This window comes from Brevibacillus sp. HB1.4B (assembly GCF_013284285.1).
Lineage (GTDB): Bacteria > Bacillota > Bacilli > Brevibacillales > Brevibacillaceae > Brevibacillus > Brevibacillus porteri.
Map to the genome: position 1 here is coordinate 182,979 of NZ_JABSUT010000007.1, position 18,363 is coordinate 201,341.

The 18,363-nt window shown below is 48.8% G+C and carries 17 protein-coding genes; all 17 read left to right on the forward strand.

The genetic code is table 11. From position 1 onward, the window contains the following. The first annotated feature begins 139 nt into the window (after positions 1–139). The 17 genes from HP398_RS18385 to atpG all read left to right on the forward strand — a co-directional run bounded on the left by HP398_RS18385 (position 140) and on the right by atpG (position 18,316). Positions 140–3,304 carry a phosphodiester glycosidase family protein gene (locus tag HP398_RS18385; protein WP_173623330.1) on the forward strand — a complete coding sequence of 1,055 codons (3,165 nt, stop codon included), beginning with the start codon at positions 140–142 and terminating at the stop codon, positions 3,302–3,304. Positions 3,305–3,432: 128 nt separating this feature from the next. Next, complete coding sequence (bioA, locus tag HP398_RS18390; protein ID WP_173623331.1) at positions 3,433–4,815, forward strand: adenosylmethionine--8-amino-7-oxononanoate transaminase; 1,383 nt, start codon at positions 3,433–3,435, stop codon at positions 4,813–4,815. Between the two features lie 5 nt (positions 4,816–4,820). After that, complete coding sequence (gene bioD, locus HP398_RS18395) at positions 4,821–5,540, forward strand: dethiobiotin synthase (RefSeq protein ID WP_173623332.1); 720 nt, start codon at positions 4,821–4,823, stop codon at positions 5,538–5,540. Between the two features lie 20 nt (positions 5,541–5,560). Continuing rightward, entirely contained in the window at positions 5,561–6,556 is a 996-nt protein-coding gene (gene bioB, locus HP398_RS18400) for a biotin synthase BioB (protein WP_173623333.1), read from the forward strand. Between the two features lie 15 nt (positions 6,557–6,571). Next, positions 6,572–7,771, forward strand: a complete 1,200-nt coding sequence (gene bioF, locus HP398_RS18405) for an 8-amino-7-oxononanoate synthase (RefSeq protein ID WP_173623334.1) — start codon at positions 6,572–6,574, stop codon at positions 7,769–7,771. Continuing rightward, positions 7,768–8,505: an alpha/beta fold hydrolase gene (locus HP398_RS18410; protein ID WP_173623335.1), complete on the forward strand. Its 738-nt coding sequence runs from the start codon at positions 7,768–7,770 to the stop codon at positions 8,503–8,505. Before bioF ends, HP398_RS18410 begins: the two co-directional genes overlap by 4 nt. Next, positions 8,474–9,292 (forward strand): malonyl-ACP O-methyltransferase BioC, encoded by an 819-nt coding sequence (gene bioC / locus HP398_RS18415; protein ID WP_017252360.1) that lies wholly within the window; start codon positions 8,474–8,476, stop codon positions 9,290–9,292. Before HP398_RS18410 ends, bioC begins: the two co-directional genes overlap by 32 nt. Before the next feature lie 99 nt (positions 9,293–9,391). Beyond that, the gene (locus tag HP398_RS18420; protein WP_173623336.1) at positions 9,392–11,380 is read left to right on the forward strand and encodes an AraC family transcriptional regulator; all 1,989 of its coding nucleotides are present in this window, start codon (positions 9,392–9,394) and stop codon (positions 11,378–11,380) included. A gap of 147 nt (positions 11,381–11,527) precedes the next feature. After that, on the forward strand, positions 11,528–12,718 hold the full coding sequence (locus HP398_RS18425; protein ID WP_173623389.1) for an acetyl-CoA C-acetyltransferase: 1,191 nt from the start codon (positions 11,528–11,530) through the stop codon (positions 12,716–12,718). A gap of 165 nt (positions 12,719–12,883) precedes the next feature. After that, positions 12,884–13,057 (forward strand): AtpZ/AtpI family protein, encoded by a 174-nt coding sequence (locus HP398_RS18430; RefSeq protein WP_017252357.1) that lies wholly within the window; start codon positions 12,884–12,886, stop codon positions 13,055–13,057. 13 nt (positions 13,058–13,070) lie between these two features. Continuing rightward, on the forward strand, positions 13,071–13,439 hold the full coding sequence (locus tag HP398_RS18435; protein WP_017252356.1) for an ATP synthase subunit I: 369 nt from the start codon (positions 13,071–13,073) through the stop codon (positions 13,437–13,439). A gap of 113 nt (positions 13,440–13,552) precedes the next feature. Continuing rightward, on the forward strand, positions 13,553–14,347 hold the full coding sequence (atpB, locus tag HP398_RS18440; protein WP_017252355.1) for a F0F1 ATP synthase subunit A: 795 nt from the start codon (positions 13,553–13,555) through the stop codon (positions 14,345–14,347). 43 nt (positions 14,348–14,390) lie between these two features. After that, complete coding sequence (atpE, locus tag HP398_RS18445; protein ID WP_017252354.1) at positions 14,391–14,621, forward strand: F0F1 ATP synthase subunit C; 231 nt, start codon at positions 14,391–14,393, stop codon at positions 14,619–14,621. Between the two features lie 174 nt (positions 14,622–14,795). Continuing rightward, the gene (gene atpF, locus HP398_RS18450) at positions 14,796–15,299 is read left to right on the forward strand and encodes a F0F1 ATP synthase subunit B (protein WP_017252353.1); all 504 of its coding nucleotides are present in this window, start codon (positions 14,796–14,798) and stop codon (positions 15,297–15,299) included. Continuing rightward, positions 15,296–15,823 carry a F0F1 ATP synthase subunit delta gene (locus HP398_RS18455; RefSeq protein ID WP_017252352.1) on the forward strand — a complete coding sequence of 176 codons (528 nt, stop codon included), beginning with the start codon at positions 15,296–15,298 and terminating at the stop codon, positions 15,821–15,823. The genes atpF and HP398_RS18455 overlap by 4 nt, the downstream gene beginning before the upstream one ends. Positions 15,824–15,866: 43 nt before the next feature. After that, complete coding sequence (atpA, locus tag HP398_RS18460) at positions 15,867–17,378, forward strand: F0F1 ATP synthase subunit alpha (protein WP_017252351.1); 1,512 nt, start codon at positions 15,867–15,869, stop codon at positions 17,376–17,378. Between the two features lie 74 nt (positions 17,379–17,452). Further along, positions 17,453–18,316, forward strand: coding sequence for an ATP synthase F1 subunit gamma (gene atpG, locus HP398_RS18465; protein WP_017252350.1), 864 nt, complete (start codon positions 17,453–17,455; stop codon positions 18,314–18,316). Positions 18,317–18,363 lie beyond the last annotated feature (47 nt).

The window sequence follows — 18,363 nt, forward strand, 5'->3', positions numbered from 1 at the left end:
ACTGACGATTTGGTATGTTTTTCTAATGGAGAATCGAGAGAATTGGCGAAACTATCCATGATTTTTTGCGTCTAATATTTAGTTACTTGGCTTAGATGGAAAAAAGATAGAGTTTGGAATACGGAGAGGAGTTACCAACATGAGAGCGCAAAGGATAGTGACGCTGCTCACGGCCACGACCATGGCCTGGGGAGCTTTTGTTCCGTTTGTGCCGTTTGCGACCAATGTCGCACACGCCAGAGCGGAGACCAGTGCATTGAATATGATGTGGCAAACCCCAATTGGTGAGGGGACCACTTTGCAGAAATATACGAAATCATTTGCCAACCAAGTCGTCACGATCATGGTGACCAAGGTTGACATGAATAATCCTTACGTTGAGGTCAAACCGGTATACGGGACGAAAGGCAAGCTGACAGACAGGCAGACGGTTACACAAATGGCGCGTGAAACCGGAGCTGTAGCAGCGATCAATGCCGACTTTTTTAACATGTCGAAGCGGGGAGCACCGTTTGGCATTGTCATGAAAGACGATGAACTCATTTCTTCCATGGGCTTGGTCTCCTACTGGTACGCCCTAGGCTTGACCGGAGACAAGATGGCCATTGTCGATAAGTTTGGTTTTGGCGGCAAGGTTACTGCTCCTAATGGCGCTACCTATTCGATTCAGGGTGTCAACAAGGAAGAGTACAACCCGAGTGACGGACGAAAAAGTCACCAGAACCAACTGAACGTTTATACCCCTTCCTTTGGCAAAACCAGCTTGGGGACGATATCGGGCTACAAAGATGTCGTCGAGATTCTGTTTGTAGACAACGTAGCCAAAGAAGTTCGTGTGAATCAACCTGGCGTATACATACCTTACAACGGCTATGTCCTTTGGGGACATGGAGCAGCAGGAGCGTTTCTCAAACAAAACTTCCCAGTAGGCGCTACTGCAACAGTTGAGTATCAAACGACACCACAGACACTCGACTTGAACCATGCGGTGGGTGGCAATGTTCTTTTGGTTGATCAAGGGAAAGCACTTTCGTCCTTTCCAGCGGACAAGTCCATCACAAACAAAACGGCGCGTACAGCGGTCGGTGTTTCCCAGGACGGGAAGACCTTGTACATGGTCACGATCGATGCGAGCCAAGGCGTTTATTTGGATGAACTAGCAAAAATCATGGCGGAGCTCGGTTCTTTTCGGGCTGTAAATTTTGATGGTGGTGGCTCTACGACCATGGCAGCTCGCATGCTGGGTGAGACACACGCGAATCTGTCGAATAAGCCGAGCGGCGGTGCTGAGCGACGTGTGCCTACTGGACTGGCCGTATACAACACGGCACCTGCTGGAGAATTGAAAGGCTTCCAAATCGATGTACCAGCAGATGTGCTCATCGGACAAACGATCTCGCTCAGCGCATCCAAGGGATATGACGTTCACTACCAACCGTACGCGATCAATGTAGGCGATGTGAGCTGGGATGCCAGTCAGTTCGAAGCGGGAACCGTAAATGGCAAGCAATTCACACCAGCTCGCTCCGGCAAGATCACATTGACAGCGCGATTGGGCAATGTGACGCAAAATAAAGACATTCAAGTTATTTCCGGCAACGATGTGCAGCAAATCGTCGTTTCCCCGAATCCGATCACGATTGCACCGGGACAATCCCTTAATCTCGATGTCAAAATCAAAACGAAGAAGGGTTCTACCGTACAAGCGACGCCACTTAGCGTAAAAGCGAGTGTCGATTCCCCTGTAGCGACGATTAACGACAATCTGCAACTGGTAGCAGGCAATGAGCCGGGCAACGGAACCCTGACCATTACGTATGATGGCGTGTCGACAAGCGTACCATTTGCTGTCGGACAATTTGAGCAGCCATGGCTCACCTTCGATAATCAGGTTGGCATGTACCATGCGGCAAATCCATCCAGCATCAGTTCCGCTGGATCGTTCGGGCTCGTTTCCGATCAGACATTCCGCACGAAAAAGGCAGCGAAGCTGGTGTACAACTTCTCTGGAGCACCAGCGAACAACATGCGGATTTCGTATGGCGTTCTGGGGGCAAAACCTGTGACCATTCCTGGCAAACCGCTCGGATTGGGCTTATGGGTCAATGGTGACAACAGCGGACATTGGCTCCGTGCAGAAGTAGTCGATGCAAACGGCAAGGCAGTCTACGTCGATCTGGCAAAAGAGATCAATTGGACAGGGTGGAAGCAGGTTAAAGGCTACTTCCCGAGCAATGTTGCGTATCCATTGCAGCTCAAGAGTGTGTATGTCGTTGACCAAGCCAATGATGGCATTACACACGACAAAGGAACACTGTACTTCGACGAATTCTCGCTCCTCTTGGGCAACCAGACAGGTCAACCGAGCGATGTAGCCGTTGTTCCTGAACTGCCAGGCAGCATGTCTCTCGGGGCGGAGCTGGATCTCCATTATTCCTTAGCAAATACTGCGCTTTACCTGGATAGTGCGCTGATTGATGTGGAGTCGATCGTGACTCAGCCGATGCCAGGATATGTGCCTGCTGATTATTCGTTTACGATTAAGCCGGGCGAACTAAAAGCAGGACAAGAGGACGCAATTTCAACTTCGTCGATTCAGTTGACCTTGGCACCGAAGAAATGGCTCGCTGGAAAAGGCGTTGGGCTCTTGTACGTAAACGAAGTAAACAATACTTTGGATCCGCTGCTGGGAACTCTGAATGCTCAAGGTCAGTGGGTATATGAAGTCAATAGCTACGGCAAATACATTCCGTACTACCTGGACAATGCAGGCACGGACAGCGCTGGATTTAGTGATATCGCGAAGCATCCAGCCAAGGCAGAAATCACCTACATGGCGGAAAAGGGCTACGTAAAGGGTTTGACGGAGACGACGTTCGGCCCAGAGGTTTCTTTGACAAGAGCACAGTTCGTCACCTTGCTCGCGCGCACTTTTGAATGGGAGCTCCCATCCTCACCAAAGCTGAAATTCAAGGATAAGGTGCCTTCCTATGCGCAAGGTGCCGTACAGGTTGCTGTTTCCAAAGGCCTGGTGAAGGGCTATAACGATAATACTTTCCGTCCAGATCAGCCGGTGACTCGCGCAGAGGCCGCAGTCATTCTCGATCGTCTCGTGAATAAAAAGGGAGCGACGAAAAAGGTCTCCGATAAAGGGACATGGCCATCCTGGGCATCTACATCCATCAACAACATGGTCGGACTCGGTCTGATTGATCCAGTTGGAGGAAATTATCAGCCGAATAAACCGACGACGAGAGCAGTGTGTGTCGTTGCGCTATATCGCATCTTGCATCAAGCCAAGTAAGAATGACAATAGAAAAAGGTCAAGCTTCTCTAAAAAAGAGGAGCTTGGCCTTTTTTCTTTTTTCCATGTCGAAGAAAAAAGCTTTGCTAAAATAGGTTAACCATTTTAAAATAACGGTTAACAAATATATGTTAACCAAGGTTGTGATTTGGTTGTTAAATAATTATGCAGAGCTTTCTGCCAAAAACAAGCAATACGTTTGGCATCCCTTCACCCAAATGAAAGACTACGTCGCACAGGAGCCACTGATTATTGCGAGAGGAGAAGGGATCAAGCTGTTCGATGTGAACGGCAAGGCTTACTACGACGGTTTTTCCTCCGTGTGGTTGAATGTCCACGGGCACAACGTTCCCGAGCTGAATCAGGCGATCACGGAACAGCTCGACCAGATTGCCCACTCTACTTTGCTCGGCATGGCAAATGTCCCATCCATTCTATTAGCGGAAAAGCTGATCAACCTCGCTCCAAAAGGACTGAGCAAAGTCTTTTACTCTGACAACGGGGCAACGGCAGTCGAAATCTCATTGAAAATGGCGTTCCAATACTGGCAAAATCGCGGGCAGACTGGCAAGTATTCGTTTATCACAATGAACAATGCCTATCACGGGGATACGATTGGAGCTACCAGTGTGGGAGCCATTCCGCTCTACCATCAGGTCTACAAACCACTGCTCTTTTCTCCACATGTCATTCCATACCCTTATCCATACCGACAGGGTGGCGAAGAAGCAGCCGTTCAGGCCACATTGAGCAGTCTGGAAAGTTTGTTGAAGGAAAGAGCTCATGAGATTGCGGCGATGATCGTGGAGCCTGTCGTGCAGGGAGCAAGCGGCGTGATTATCATGCCGGACGGTTGCTTGAAAAAAATCGCGGAGCTGTTGCGCGCCTATGATGTATTGCTGATCGCAGACGAAGTAGCGACAGGATTTGGACGCACGGGCAAAATGTTCGCTTGTGAGCATGATGGAGTCGTGCCAGATATTATGGCGGTCGCAAAAGGGCTCACGGGAGGGTATTTGCCAGTAGCGGCTACCTTAGTAACCGAGCAGATTTATGATGCCTTTTTCGCCGACTATGAGGAACAGAAAACCTTCTTTCACGGACATTCGTTCACGGGAAATCCACTTGGCTGTGCAGTTGCTCTCGCCAACCTGCGGCTGATGGAGGAGCGCGGAGTCGTTCAACAGGTAGCACAAAAAGCAACCGATCTGGATCAATTGCTAGTGCCACTTCGCGACCTGCCCCATGTAGGCGATATCCGGCAAAAAGGCTTGATGGCGGGAATCGAGCTGGTTCGGGATAAAGAGACCAAGGAGCCCTATCACTGGAATGAGCGGATCGGTGTGCGTGTCTGTCAGATAGCGAGAGAAAAAGGGCTTCTGACACGGCCATTGGGCAACGTCATGGTTTTTATCCCGCCGCTTGTATCTACAACGGAAGAATTGGCTGACATGGTTCGGATTTTGACGGAATCGATTCAGGATGTAACGACAGGTGAAACGGAGGAGTGATTGATGTGACTGATCGACCCTTTTCCGGATTGTTCATCACAGGAACAGATACAGGGGTAGGCAAAACGGTTGTGACTGCCGGAATCGCATCCGTGTTGCGTGAGACAGGAGTGGACATAGGGGTTTGGAAGCCAGTCCAGTCAGGAGCACGAGCACATGATGAGGGCAGTGACGCTATGCACTTGAGAGCGTGGAGTGGAGTGCCTGACTCGTGTGAGGAGATAGCTCCGCTCTGTTTTGAGGCGCCGCTTACCCCGTCTCTGGCTGCGGAAGCAGAGGGGAAAACCTTGACCATGGAGGAAGTAATCGCTTGCGGGAGACCCCTGATGGAACGTTATCCGGCAATCCTTGTCGAAGGAGCTGGTGGTCTGATTGTGCCATTGACTCCAACCGAAACGATGGCGGATCTTGCTGCTCGACTGAATCTACCTATGCTCATCGTGGCGCGGGCTGGGCTCGGCACGATTAACCATACGCTCTTGTCCGTTTGGTATGCACGGGAACTCGGGATCGAGGTTGTAGGTGTCATCCTGAATCAAAACAACTCTGCTGGTGTCACCGATGAGAGTGTCAAAACAAACGCGAGCATGATCGAGAGCTACGGGGGAGTTCCTGTATGGGGCGTGCTTCCATGGATAGACCAACCGTTAGAGCGCCAGCAGTTGACGCAGCTGATCCAAGAATGTGTAGACATCGGACAGTTGTGTCAATGGAGCCATAAATAATAGAAAGAGGAGACGAGAAAATGAAGCAAAGCGCCTGTCTGGATTGGAAGGAGTACGCAAGCAAAGCCATCAAGAAAGAAGAGTTTACACAGGACGAGGCAATGAAGGTATTGCAAGCGTCTGATGATGAGCTGCTACTGGTCATGAACGAAGCTTTTCGCGTCAGAAAGCACTTTTTCGGAAAAAAGGTCAAACTGAACATGATCATCAACGCCAAGAGCGGCCTATGTCCGGAGGATTGCGGTTACTGCTCGCAGTCGATTGTTTCGAATGCTCCCGTATCCAAGTACACGATGCTGGACAAGGAGACATTGCTCGCAGGTGCGCGAGAAGCCATGAATCGAAAAGCAGGTACATACTGTATTGTCGCCTCAGGACGTGGTCCCACAGAAAGAGAGCTAGGCCAGGTCATCGAGGCAGTCAAAGAAATCCGCGAAACGATGCCGCTGAAAATTTGTGCGTGCCTTGGGATATTAAGCGACGAACAAGCAACGCGCCTAAAAAATTCAGGTGTTCACCGCTACAACCATAATCTCAACACGAGTCGCAATCATTACGAAGCGATTACGACAACGCACACATACGATCAGCGTGTACAGACAGTCGATACCGTGAAAAGAGCAGGGATGTCACCCTGCGCAGGCGTGATCATCGGCATGGGGGAGAGCGATGAAGAGATCGTGGAAATGGCATTTGCCCTGCGCAATCTCGACGCAGATTCCATCCCGATCAATTTTTTAAATGCGATTCCCGGAACCCCGTTGGAGGATAAAGGACGCACTCCGGCAATGAAGGCTCTTCGAGTTCTCGCCTTGTTCCGATTTATTTGCCCAGATAAAGAAATTCGCGTTGCGGGTGGTCGCGAAGTGAATTTGCGCACGTTGCAGCCGCTCTCCTTGTATGCGGCTAACTCATTGTTCGTAGGCGACTATTTGACGACGCCCGGGCAGGAAATCACGACAGACCATCAGATGATTGAAGACCTCGGGTTTGAAATCGAGCTGTGTGCGCTGTAGGACAGTAGGTCAGTTATGAATAAACGCTACACATGGCTGGAAGAAGAATATGATTCGTTGCGCAAACAATCGCTGACAAGAGAATGGAACACCGTAGAGTCAGCCAGTGATCGCGCAGGCACGTGGATTCAAGTCGAAGGGAAACCGTTATTAAACCTGTCATCAAACAACTATTTGGGCTTGGCCCATGATCAACGAATCGTTGAAACTGGGAAGAAGGCAGCAGAGGAGTGGGGGGCAGGAGGAACTGCCTCTCGTCTCGTCCATGGCAACTACGCATTATATAACGTGCTGGAACAACAATTGGCGGTGTGGAAGGAGAGAGAAGGGGCGCTTGTCTTTGCAAACGGCTATCAGGCAAATACAGGGGTAATTGCAGCGCTAGCCGGAAGAGGCGACGCTGTTTTTAGTGATCGGTTGAATCACGCCAGCATCGTCGATGGGATCGTGCTCAGTCGGGCGGAGCATTTTCGGTACAGACATAACGATATGGACCATCTGGAATTTTTGCTAAAAAAGCACCAGGATGCAAGACGGAAGTGGATTGTCACGGACAGCATATTCTCTATGGACGGTGATAAAGCTCCCCTACTTGAATTGGTACAACTGCGAGATCGTTACGATGCCATGCTAATGGTTGACGAAGCCCATGCGGGGGGAGTGCGTGGTGAAGAAGGGCAGGGTTTGTGCCACGAGCTGGGCATTGCCGGACAAGTCGATGTTTTGATGGGAACCTTTAGCAAGGCATTTGGTGTTTATGGGGCATACGTATGCGCAGATGAGATCATCATTCGTTACTTGATGACAAAAGCGCGCTCGCTGGTGTATTCGACAGCCTTGCCCCCTGCTGTGATCGGCTCGAATCTGGCGGCGTTGTCTTTGGTACAAACAGAGTCTTGGCGAAGAAAAGCGGTGAGGCAGAATGCGCTCGTGTTTCGCCAGTTGCTTCGCTCACGCGGGTTTACCGTAGACGAAGAAGATACGCCAATCATCCCGCTCACGTTAGGAGAGAATGAGTGGACTTTGCAATTCAGCAAAAGGCTTCGGCAACGGGGGATTGCAGCAGTGGCGATTCGACCGCCTACCGTGCCAGAGGGAACCGCCCGTATCCGTTTTACAGTGATGGCTGCCCATACGCGCGAAGAGCTAGAGTGGGCTTGTGAGCAAGTGAGCGAAATCAGGAACGAGCTTCATAAAGGAGGGACGATATCGTGAGAAAAGTGATGCTGTGGCTAACCGGGTGGGGAATGCCAGATTGCAGCTGGGATGCAGTTCGCTCCCAATTTCCTTCCTATCAGCACATCACACCTACTTATTCGGACGTCACTGATTCCTTGCAATTTTACGAGAGAGTAGAAGAGGAAGTCCAGTCTCTTTTGGACCAGGAGCTAATTGTAGTGGGGTGGTCCATGGGAGGGATGCTCGGCATACGCCTCGCTGCCCAGTACCCGGTCTCAGGACTTGTTTTGATCGGCACCACAGCACGCTTTACCTGTGAACAGCATGACCTTCGCAACGGATGGCATCCTGTTGTTTTGCAAAGGATGAAAAGACAGCTTTCCATAGCACGGGAGCGGGTGATGGACGCATTTGTTGAACAGATGCTAACACCAGGAGAGCGTAAGCAAATAGGCTTGCACGTGGGGGTGGACAGCCAGAAGTGGAGTACGGCAGCGTTGATCGCGGGCTTGACCTATTTAGAAGGAGAGGATTGCCGCCCGTTCCTGTCTTCGCTGACTACTCCCACTCTCGTTATTCATGGTAGGGAGGATGCTATCTGTTCGCTCGCAGCCGGAGAAGAACTGGCGAGTAGCCTTGCAGGTGCCCATTTCGTGCAAATTCCTGACTGTGGTCATGCCCCGCATGTATTTGTTCCGGAGGTTGTAGGAGATTCGCTAAAGAGGATGGTGGAGCAGCTTGCAGAAGAGAGCAATCAGCAGCCGATTTAGTGAGAAGGCTGTCTCATACGAAAAATACGCACTCGTACAAAAGAAGATGGCCGATCATTTGAGTCAAATAGTTACAGAAATAACGAACGAGAACGAGGTGCGAAACATTCTAGAGATTGGCTGTGGGACAGGGGGATTAACCCGCGTCATTCGCAGCCATTTTTCTGCTGCCCATTACGAAGTGGTAGAGATTGCATCGGGCATGTTGGAGCAGGCGAAGAACAATCTGGAACAGCATGGCCTGACTTGTTCATTTTCTCAAGCCGATGCGGAAGAATGGGTTTGGGAACAACAGGCGAAGTCAAAGGATTTGATAGTTTCAGGAGCGTGCTTTCAGTGGTTTGCCAAGCCAGCGCATACGCTAAAAGGATTGGGAAGAATCCTGAAGCCCGGAGCACCTTTGGTTTTTTCAACATTTGGACCCGATACGTTTTGGGAGCTGCATGATTCGTTTGCGAATGCTCATGCGATTTTGGGGGAAAAGGGAGTGCGCCATGGCTTGGAGTTTCACTCTGCACGTGATTGGCACGAGCTATTGGAGCAAGCAGGGTTTACGGATATAGAGGTGATGAGGAAATATGAGCGGCTAACTTACCCAGGTGTACGGGATTTCTTGCATGCCGTGAAAGCGGTGGGCGCTAGTGCAAGTATGGAGCAAGGGAGCGGTCTGGGACGCAGAAAACTCCTTGCAGAAATGATTTGTTACTATGAGCAGACGTATAAAAGAGAAACGGGCATCCCTGTCACCTACGAAGTGATTTACGTTCGCGCGGTTTCATCGAGGTAGTGTGCTCTCTATGATTTTTGCTATAGAAATGAGAATGGTTATCAAATAGAATGAAAAGAAGAACGATGGGAGGGCTATCAAGGAGTTGAGTGTGGGACAATGAACGTGGATGATCATATTTTTCTATGGAATCAGGCAAGTGTACGATTACATGATGTACGGCATATCGTCATGCGAGCCGGAGAGCAGCTGCGATCCTATCAATTGCCGGCTAGTGCCTTTCTATTTTCGGTGAGAGGCAGTGGTCTGATTCGTCTTGACGGGAATGTACATGCTATCAAGAATTGCTATATGGTCCATGCTGGCAAAGGTACTTACGTGGACATCGAGGAAATAAAGGATGAGCTGGAATACTATCTGATTTTGTACAAAGCTCATTTACCATTGCCTTGTCGGCAGGAGTTGTTACGTTTACTGGAGAAAGCACAACCTTTTCACATCCAATACGGATTAACCCCCATACATCAGGCAAATGTATTTGTCGCGATATCACGTATGCAGCAAGTATGGAATCAGAACGGCAACCTGGACAAGCTGCGAGCCAAGGCCCTGCTTTATCAACTCGTATGTGAGCTAATGGCACAGATGCAGTTGCAAGGAATAGGGGTAACGGTACCGAATTTGGTCGTTCAGGCCGTCAGGTATATCGAGGAGCATTACGCAGAGACGTTCACACTCGATGATCTTTCTGCGCTCTTAAACTGCAGCTCCCGATCTTTGCAACGCACCTTTAAAGCCCAGCTAGCGGTCGGCCCTATCGACTATCTGATCCAGGTGCGTATTCAAAAAGCGCAGGAACTACTGCGTCAAACGAATTTGGGACTAAAAGAGGTAGCGGAATCAGTAGGTTATACAGACAGCTATTATTTCAGTCGTATCTTTAAAAAATATACAGGCTTCTCCCCTTCTATGTATAAGGAAAATCCGCTGACATCGGAAATTCGTCGCCAAAGTCCATTACTCTTGTCGCGATATTCCATTGCTGGTCAAAAGCTGTGGAAATATAATGATCACATTGAAAATGAAAATCAAAATCACCTGCGATCAAGAGATGGAGGAGCCGTACCGATGTATAAGAGTACAAAAGCGATGCTGGCACTGAACCTGATGCTGAGCCTTACCTTGCTGCTGGGAGCCTGCTCAGGCGGCGGTACGAATACTAGCAATTCGGGGAACGCAGCAGCAGGCGCTTCGAATCAGGTGGTGACACAGTCGAATACCACGCAATCTAGCGCGAATCAAGAAGTGAAGAAAAGTGATACGCGTACAATCAAGCACATGAAAGGCGAGCTGACGCTTGATTTTAAACCAGTCAGAATCGCTGTGCTGGATACGCAATACGCAGATCAGATGATTGCCTTGGGCGAGCTGCCTGCAGGTAGTGTCATTACAACGGGGGACGGTTCGAAGTTTCCAGAGTATCTCATGGACAAGCTAAAAGATGTTCACGTACTCGGAACAAAAGACGAGCCCAATTCAGAAGCGGTAGTTGCTATGGAGCCTGACTTGATCATATGCACGGAGTTTCAAGATAAAATCTATGATAATTTGAACAAAATCGCTCCAACCATCATGTTTGACCGGAATGAAGACTGGAGAGAGACGCTGATTACCTTCGGAAAAATTCTCGAAAAAGAACAACAAGCTGAGCAAATCGTAAAAGACTACCAAGAGAAAACGAACAAATTGAAAGCAGAATTCGCAACCAAGCTCAAGGGTGAGTCCGTCGCACTTATTCGTCCTCGTGACAATGCTATTCGACTGCACACAGTTGAACACCGTACGGCTGCTATCTTGTATTCCGATTTGGGACTGACTCCTCCCAAGCCAGCGATGGATAAATCAGATACAGCTACGATGATTTCTCTGGAGGTGTTGCCAGAGGTAAATGCCGATCACCTATTTGTCGTAACGGACAAAGCGAATCAAGCATTAACGGACGAGTACAAAAACAGCTCCATTTGGAAAGGGCTAAAAGCAGCCAAGGAAAATAAGGTGTACGAGGTAAACACAACCGTGTGGATCGCCTATTACGGCCCGATTGCCATCAACAATATCGTCGATGAAATGGCAGAAGCACTTCTATAAATCATTCAGACCGTCACACTCTTCTCTAAGAGCTGTGACGGTTTTTCATGAATTGGAAAAGAAAGCGATTTCCTGGCAGGAATTATCATGAAAAGATGGAATCTTAAGAAGGTTGCCTATCCTGTGTATTCGAGGGGTGTGTGGAAGATGAGTCAAAGAGAAATCGTCATTGCGAGTGCTGTGCGCACTGCTATAGGTAGCTTTCAAGGAACGCTTGCAGGTGTCAGCGCGACAAAGCTGGGCGGGATTGTACTGGAAGCAGCGCTAGATCGTGCAGGTGTTTCCAAGGATGCGGTCGATGAAGTGATAATGGGGAATGTACTGTCAGCAGGCTTGGGTCAAAACCCGGCGCGCCAGGCTTCTATTCACGCGGGCCTTGCTCATGAAGTTCCCTCCCTGACAATCAACAAGGTTTGTGGTTCAGGTCTAAAAGCCGTTCATTTGGCCGTTCAGTCAATCCTTGCTGGTGAGGCAGAAGTTGTCTTGGCTGGTGGGATGGAAAATATGAGCCAGGCACCATACTTAATGGAAGGAGCGCGCTCAGGCTACCGCATGGGAGATCAGAAAGTAGTAGACTCCATGATTCGCGATGGGCTGTGGTGTGCTTTCAACGACTATCACATGGGCATTACGGCGGAGAATCTTTGCACCAAATACGAAATCGGACGCGAAGAGCAGGATGAGTTTTCAGCGTGGAGCCAAGAAAAGGCTCAGCAAGCGCTCGTTAGTGGTCGTTTTCAAGAAGAGATTGTGCCGGTTCCGATCCCGCAGCGAAAGGGTGACCCAGTGTTGTTTGCCGTGGACGAATTCCCGCGTGCTGGCGTGACAGCCGAAGCGCTAGGCAAGCTGAAGCCTGCATTTAAAAAGGATGGTACCGTGACAGCAGGGAATGCATCCGGCATCAACGATGGAGCAGCAGCTCTCTTGATTATGACGCGCGAGAAAGCAGAAGAGCTGGGAGTGAAGCCACTTGCTCGTATCGTAGCCAATGCGAGTGCAGGTGTTGATCCGAGCATCATGGGGTACGGTCCGGTTCCCGCGACCAAACGCGTACTGGAAAAAGCGAGACTGTCGATTGCTGACATCGATTTGATCGAAGCAAACGAAGCTTTTGCCGTCCAATCACTGTCTGTTGGCAAAGCACTGGAGTTTGATCGTGAGAAGCTAAATGTCAACGGTGGAGCCATCGCTTTGGGACATCCAATCGGTGCGAGTGGCGCGAGAATTTTAGTTACGCTCGTCCATGAATTGCAAAAGCGCGAAGGGGCAAAATATGGGTTAGCGACTCTTTGCATTGGTGGGGGACAGGGCGTCTCCACAATTGTCGAGAAAATTTAATTTTTAAATTGTGAACGCTTTGTGTACACCGAAACGCTTGCGTTGACAAAGGGAATAAATCTTCGTTAATATGGATGAGGGCATTTGGAAATTGTGTGCCCTCTCCTTATGTGAAAGGAGAAGGATAAACTGGCGAAACTTGACAATCCATGGCGAGCACTTGGTTTGGTCAGCGTACTTGGTCTTGACTTTGCCATTTGTGTGGTTGCCGGTTTTATGATCGGCAGATACGCGGATCGCCTACTAGCGACTGATCCTTGGTTCTTGCTTATCGGCTTGATTACAGGGATTGCTATTGGTGTATACACTGTCTATCGACTCATTCGCCCGTATCTGTAGGGGGTGACGAACGATGGAAGCGTTTGCTTTAGCGATGCGAAAGACTTTTCGCTATTCTTTATGGTGTATGGCATTGTTTGTGATACTGATGATTGTATTGCCTGAACACAAGGTTTTTTTGCAGAGTTTAGTGCTTGGAACAGTGACAGGAATCATTAATACCAGCGTTCTCGCAAGCAAGGTCTGGGTTGTTGGACAAATGGCAGATGACCCTAATATCAGACCAAAAGGAACGGGCACGATGCTTCGGTTCATGATTGCCGGGCTAGCCGCCTATACTACCTTTCTTTTCCCTCATATGTTCACATTATCAGGAGTTCTACTTGGGTTGTTTTTGATCCAAGGGATCAGCTATCTACTCGTATTCCGCAATTCAAAATAGATTTGTTACCAGCATTTCCTTTTAATGAAGTGATTTTAACAGAGAGCGTTCGATAGCAATGTGTAGACAGAGTTTCGGACAACCTCTATCTATCGATGGAAAGGGGTGAAAAGATGGGTCATCATTATACGTTACGGTTTAGTTTAGGCGGCATGGTATTTGACATCGCTACGATTCTCATGATGGTTCTTACCGCACTGCTTGTGTTTATCTTCCTGTTTGTAATGACGCGAAAGCTGGAAACCGGAGTACCTGGTGCTAAGCAAAATGCAGTTGAGTGGATTTTTGACTTTGTCAAGAATGTTACTGCAGGATACATGGATCACAAGAAAGTCATGATGATGATGACGCTTGGTATTACGTTGTTTCTCTACATCTTCATTGGGAACCAGCTAGGTGTTATCGCCAACGTCACCACAGTGCACAAAGGTGAAATCAGCGAAAGTGTTATGAAGATGCTGACGATTGCTCCTACGCCAGAAGCCGAAGCGAAAAAGCGCGAAACCGTTGAGCACGAGCTAGCTGACAAAGGGGCTCACGTTATCTGGTGGAAGTCGCCGACTGCTACTCCAAGCGTAACATTTGGTTTGGCATTGGTAGTCTTGCTTTACTCCCACTACCTTGGTATCAAGAAAAGTCCAGGTGGTTGGTTTAAGCACGTATTCCTCAACCCGATTCACATTCTTGAGGAGTTTATCATTAAACCGTTGACGCTTCCTTTGCGTTTGTTCGGTAACCTCTTTGCAAAAGAGATCATGATTGCCTTCCTGTTGAGTGGGGGTGTTTTGGCCGCAGCACCATTATTTATTTGGCTCGGCTACTCCGTCTTCGTAGGTGCAATTCAGGCGTTCATTTTCTTGACTCTTTCTATGGTTTACATTTCACAACTTGTGAATGATGAACACTAAAATCTAGTTTTGGTTAACAACAATTTAGGGAGGTATTTTTAACATGGAAGTTATGGGTGTAGCTATTGCTATGGGTCTTATTTTCGGTTTGGCAGCACTTGGTGGTGCTTTTGGTGCAAGTAACGTAATCTCTAAAACAATTGAAGGTGTTGCTCGTCAACCTGAAGCTCGTGGTAACCTGATGGGTATCATGTTCCTCGGTATGGGTCTCGTAGAGGCGATTCCAATTATCGCTGTAGCTGTAGGCTTCATCTTGATGGGTCGTCTGGGCTAAGCGAACAGTTGAACAGTATTAAATAGGCGGAGGGTCACCTTCGCCTATCTTTTAGTAGGGAAAAATCAGGCTTCGGCCAAAGCTTGGCATGGAAGTCTTCTAGTAATAATTCTGGTAAGTACGTAAAGAACTTATTGCAGAATCTTTCGTTTGTCAGGAAGGAGTGAACTAAAAATGGTTGAGTTTGGAGCCGTATCCCTGGAATGGGGCACATTATTACTCCAGGTGATTATTTTCGTTTTGCTGTTGATCGTTGTTTCCAAATATGCAACAGGACCGATTGCGGGCGTATTGGAAAAGCGCCGTGCTCATGTTGAGAACGAGCTTGCTACTGCGGAACGCAACCACAAGGAATCCGAAAAGCTTTTGGCTGAACAACGCCGTCTTTTGGATGAAGCTCGCGCTGAATCTAAAGCGATCATCGACCGTGCTGCGAAGCAAGCGTCTGATGAAGCAAGCAAAATCGTTGCTGAAGCACAAGCAGCTTCTGAGCGCATGAAAGCAGATGCTAGTGCTGAACTGGCTCGTGAAGTAGAAAAAGCAAAACTCGAACTGCGTGAGCAAATGACTGGTCTTTCCGTGCTCTTGGCTTCCAAGATCATTGAGAAAGAACTGGACGAAGCAGCTCAAAAGTCTACTGTTGACAAATTTCTCGCACAAGTGGGAGATCGCCTATGAGTAGCGCAGTAGGGAAACGTTATGCTCGCGCTCTCTTTGAAGTAGCGAGTGAGCGTAGCAAGATTGATCAGGTAGAAGCAGACCTGGGTGCAATCGTAGAAGCGGTAGAAAGCAATGAAGATCTGAAAAAGATCATGTTGCACCCGCACATCGCAGCAGATGCAAAAAGCCAGCTCGCTGACGAATTGTTCAAAAGCCATGTTGGGGAAGAAACCTTTAATTTTCTAAACGTCCTGATTGAAAACGGACGTGAAGTTGATCTGGTTGATATCTACCGTTCTTTTGTACAATTGGCGAACGAAGCTCGTGGATTCGCAGATGCGATTGTGACTAGTGCAAAGCCGCTTTCTACTGAAGAGCAAAATGAGCTGGCTGAGAAGTTCGGTCAAACGCTGAACAAAAAGCTGCGTATGACAGCAGTTGTAGATCCAGCGATTCTCGGCGGCATTATTATCAAGATTGGCGACCGTCTGTACGATGGCAGCCTGAAAACGAAGTTGGAAACCTTTGCGCAAAAGGCGTAAAGTTCGATGGCTTTTAAGAAGTTGGATGAATGGGGTGAATTAAGTGAGTGCAATCAGACCAGAAGAGATTAGCTCCCTCATTAAAGAGCGGATCGCTAACTTTACATCTGAAATCGAAGTTGTGGATGTAGGCACAGTCATCCAAGTAGGTGACGGTATTGCTCGTGTTCACGGTTTGGAAAAGGCCATGCAAGGTGAGCTCCTCGAGTTCCAAAATGGCGTAATGGGTATGGTACTCAACTTGGAAGAAGATAACGTGGGTGTCGTTATTATGGGACCTTTCCGCGACATTAAGGAAGGCGATACTGTAAAACGTACCGGCCGCGTTATGGAAGTTCCAGTAGGGGAAGCGCTGCTCGGCCGCGTTGTAAACCCACTGGGTCAACCTATCGATGGTCAAGGCCCTATCGCAAATGACGGTTTCCGCCCAATCGAGAGCCCAGCTCCTGGCGTTATGGCGCGTAAATCCGTACACGAGCCACTCCAAACAGGTATCAAAGCGATTGACGCGATGATCCCAGTTGGTCGTGGACAGCGTGAGTTGATCATTGGTGACCGCCAAACTGGTAAAACAGCAGTGGCGCTCGACACGATCATCAACCAAAAAGGTAAAGACATGATTTGTATCTACGTTGCAATCGGTCAAAAGCAATCCACCGTTGCAAACATCGTAGAAACACTGCGTAAAGCAGGTGCTCTAGATTACACCATCATCGTTTCTGCTACTGCGTCTGACCCAGCTCCAATGTTGTACCTGTCTCCTTATACTGGTGTAACAATGGCTGAGTACTTCATGTACAAAGGCGGACACGTTCTGTGCGTATACGATGACCTGTCCAAACAGGCTGCTGCATACCGCGAAATGTCCCTCTTGCTCCGCCGTCCTCCAGGCCGTGAAGCATATCCTGGTGACGTATTCTACTTGCACTCCCGCTTGCTGGAGCGCGCTGCGAAACTGTCTGATGATCTGGGCGCTGGTTCCATTACGGCTCTGCCATTCATCGAAACCCAAGCGGGTGACATTTCCGCATACATTCCAACCAACGTGATCTCCATCACGGACGGTCAGATCTTCCTCGAGACAGACTTGTTCAACGCAGGTCAACGTCCAGCGGTTAACACTGGTCTTTCTGTATCCCGTGTAGGTGGTTCCGCGCAAATCAAGGCGATGAAAAAGGTAGCAGGTCCACTCAAGCTTGAGTTGGCTCAATACCGTGAGTTGGCTGCGTTTGCTCAGTTCGGTTCCGATCTGGACAAAGCGACCCAAGCTCGTCTGACCCGTGGTGAGCGCTTGATGGAAATCATGAAACAAGGTCAGTTCGATCCAATGTCTGTTGAGAAGCAAGTTGCTTCTATCTATAGCGCTACAAGAGGTTTCCTGGATGACATTCCAGTAGCAGATGTGCGCCGCTTTGAGAAAGAGATGTTGTCTTTCTTGGATTCCAACAAACCGCAACTGTTGGAGCACATCCGCACAACGAAAGACCTTCCAGATGAAAAAGAATTCAACGCAGCGATCGAAGAGTTCAAAAAAGGCTTTTCGGTAACTCGCTAATCGTTAACCTGATAGACATCAGATGCATGCCGGGCCATTTGCCCGTGCATGCGTCCTCAAGGTGGTGAAAACGAGTGGCTAAAGGAATACGTGAGATTCGACGCAGTATCAAAAGTAAAAAGGATATGCGCCAAATCACGAAAGCGATGAAAATGGTGGCGGCTGCAAAGCTTCGCCGTAACCAGGATAAAGCTGAGGCGGCACGCCCGTATGCTGACAAGATCCAAGAAGTGATCGCAAGCATCGCGAGTGGGAACTCTGGTTCCAAACATCCAATGTTGCAAAATCGTCCGGTGAAAAAGACTGGTTATATTGTCATCACTTCCGACCGTGGACTTGCTGGGGGTTACAATGCCAACATTCTCCGTAGAGTGGTAAATACCATTAACGAGAAGCACAAGACCAAGGATGAGTATGGTATTTTTGTGATTGGCCGCAAAGGTCGTGACTTCTTCAGCAAACGGAACTACCCTCTTTTGGAGGAAGTGACAGGTCTGCCAGCCAGCCCAGCCTTTGCTGATATCAAGAAAATTGCCGGTGCAGCAGTCCAAATGTTCGAGAACGAGCAGATTGACGAACTGTACCTGTGCTACAACAAGTTCCAAAGTGCAATTTCGCAAATACCTACCGTAAAACAATTGCTGCCATTGGAAGCTCCCGAGAGCAACAATGCGCGCGAATTGAATTACGAGTATGAGCCGTCCTCGGAAGAAGTATTGGCTGATCTGTTGCCGAAATATGCGGAAACACTGGTTTACAGTGCACTCCTCGAAGCAAAAGCTTCTGAAGAAGGTTCCCGTATGACTGCAATGGGCAGTGCGACAGACAATGCTACGGATATGATCAACCGTTTAACGTTGAGCTATAACCGTGCTCGTCAGGCAGCCATTACACAAGAGATTTCCGAGATCGTTGCAGGTGCAAACGCACAGGCTTAGTGGCAGCGAATAGCTCCCAATTTAGCTTTACAGGAGGGAAGAAGTAA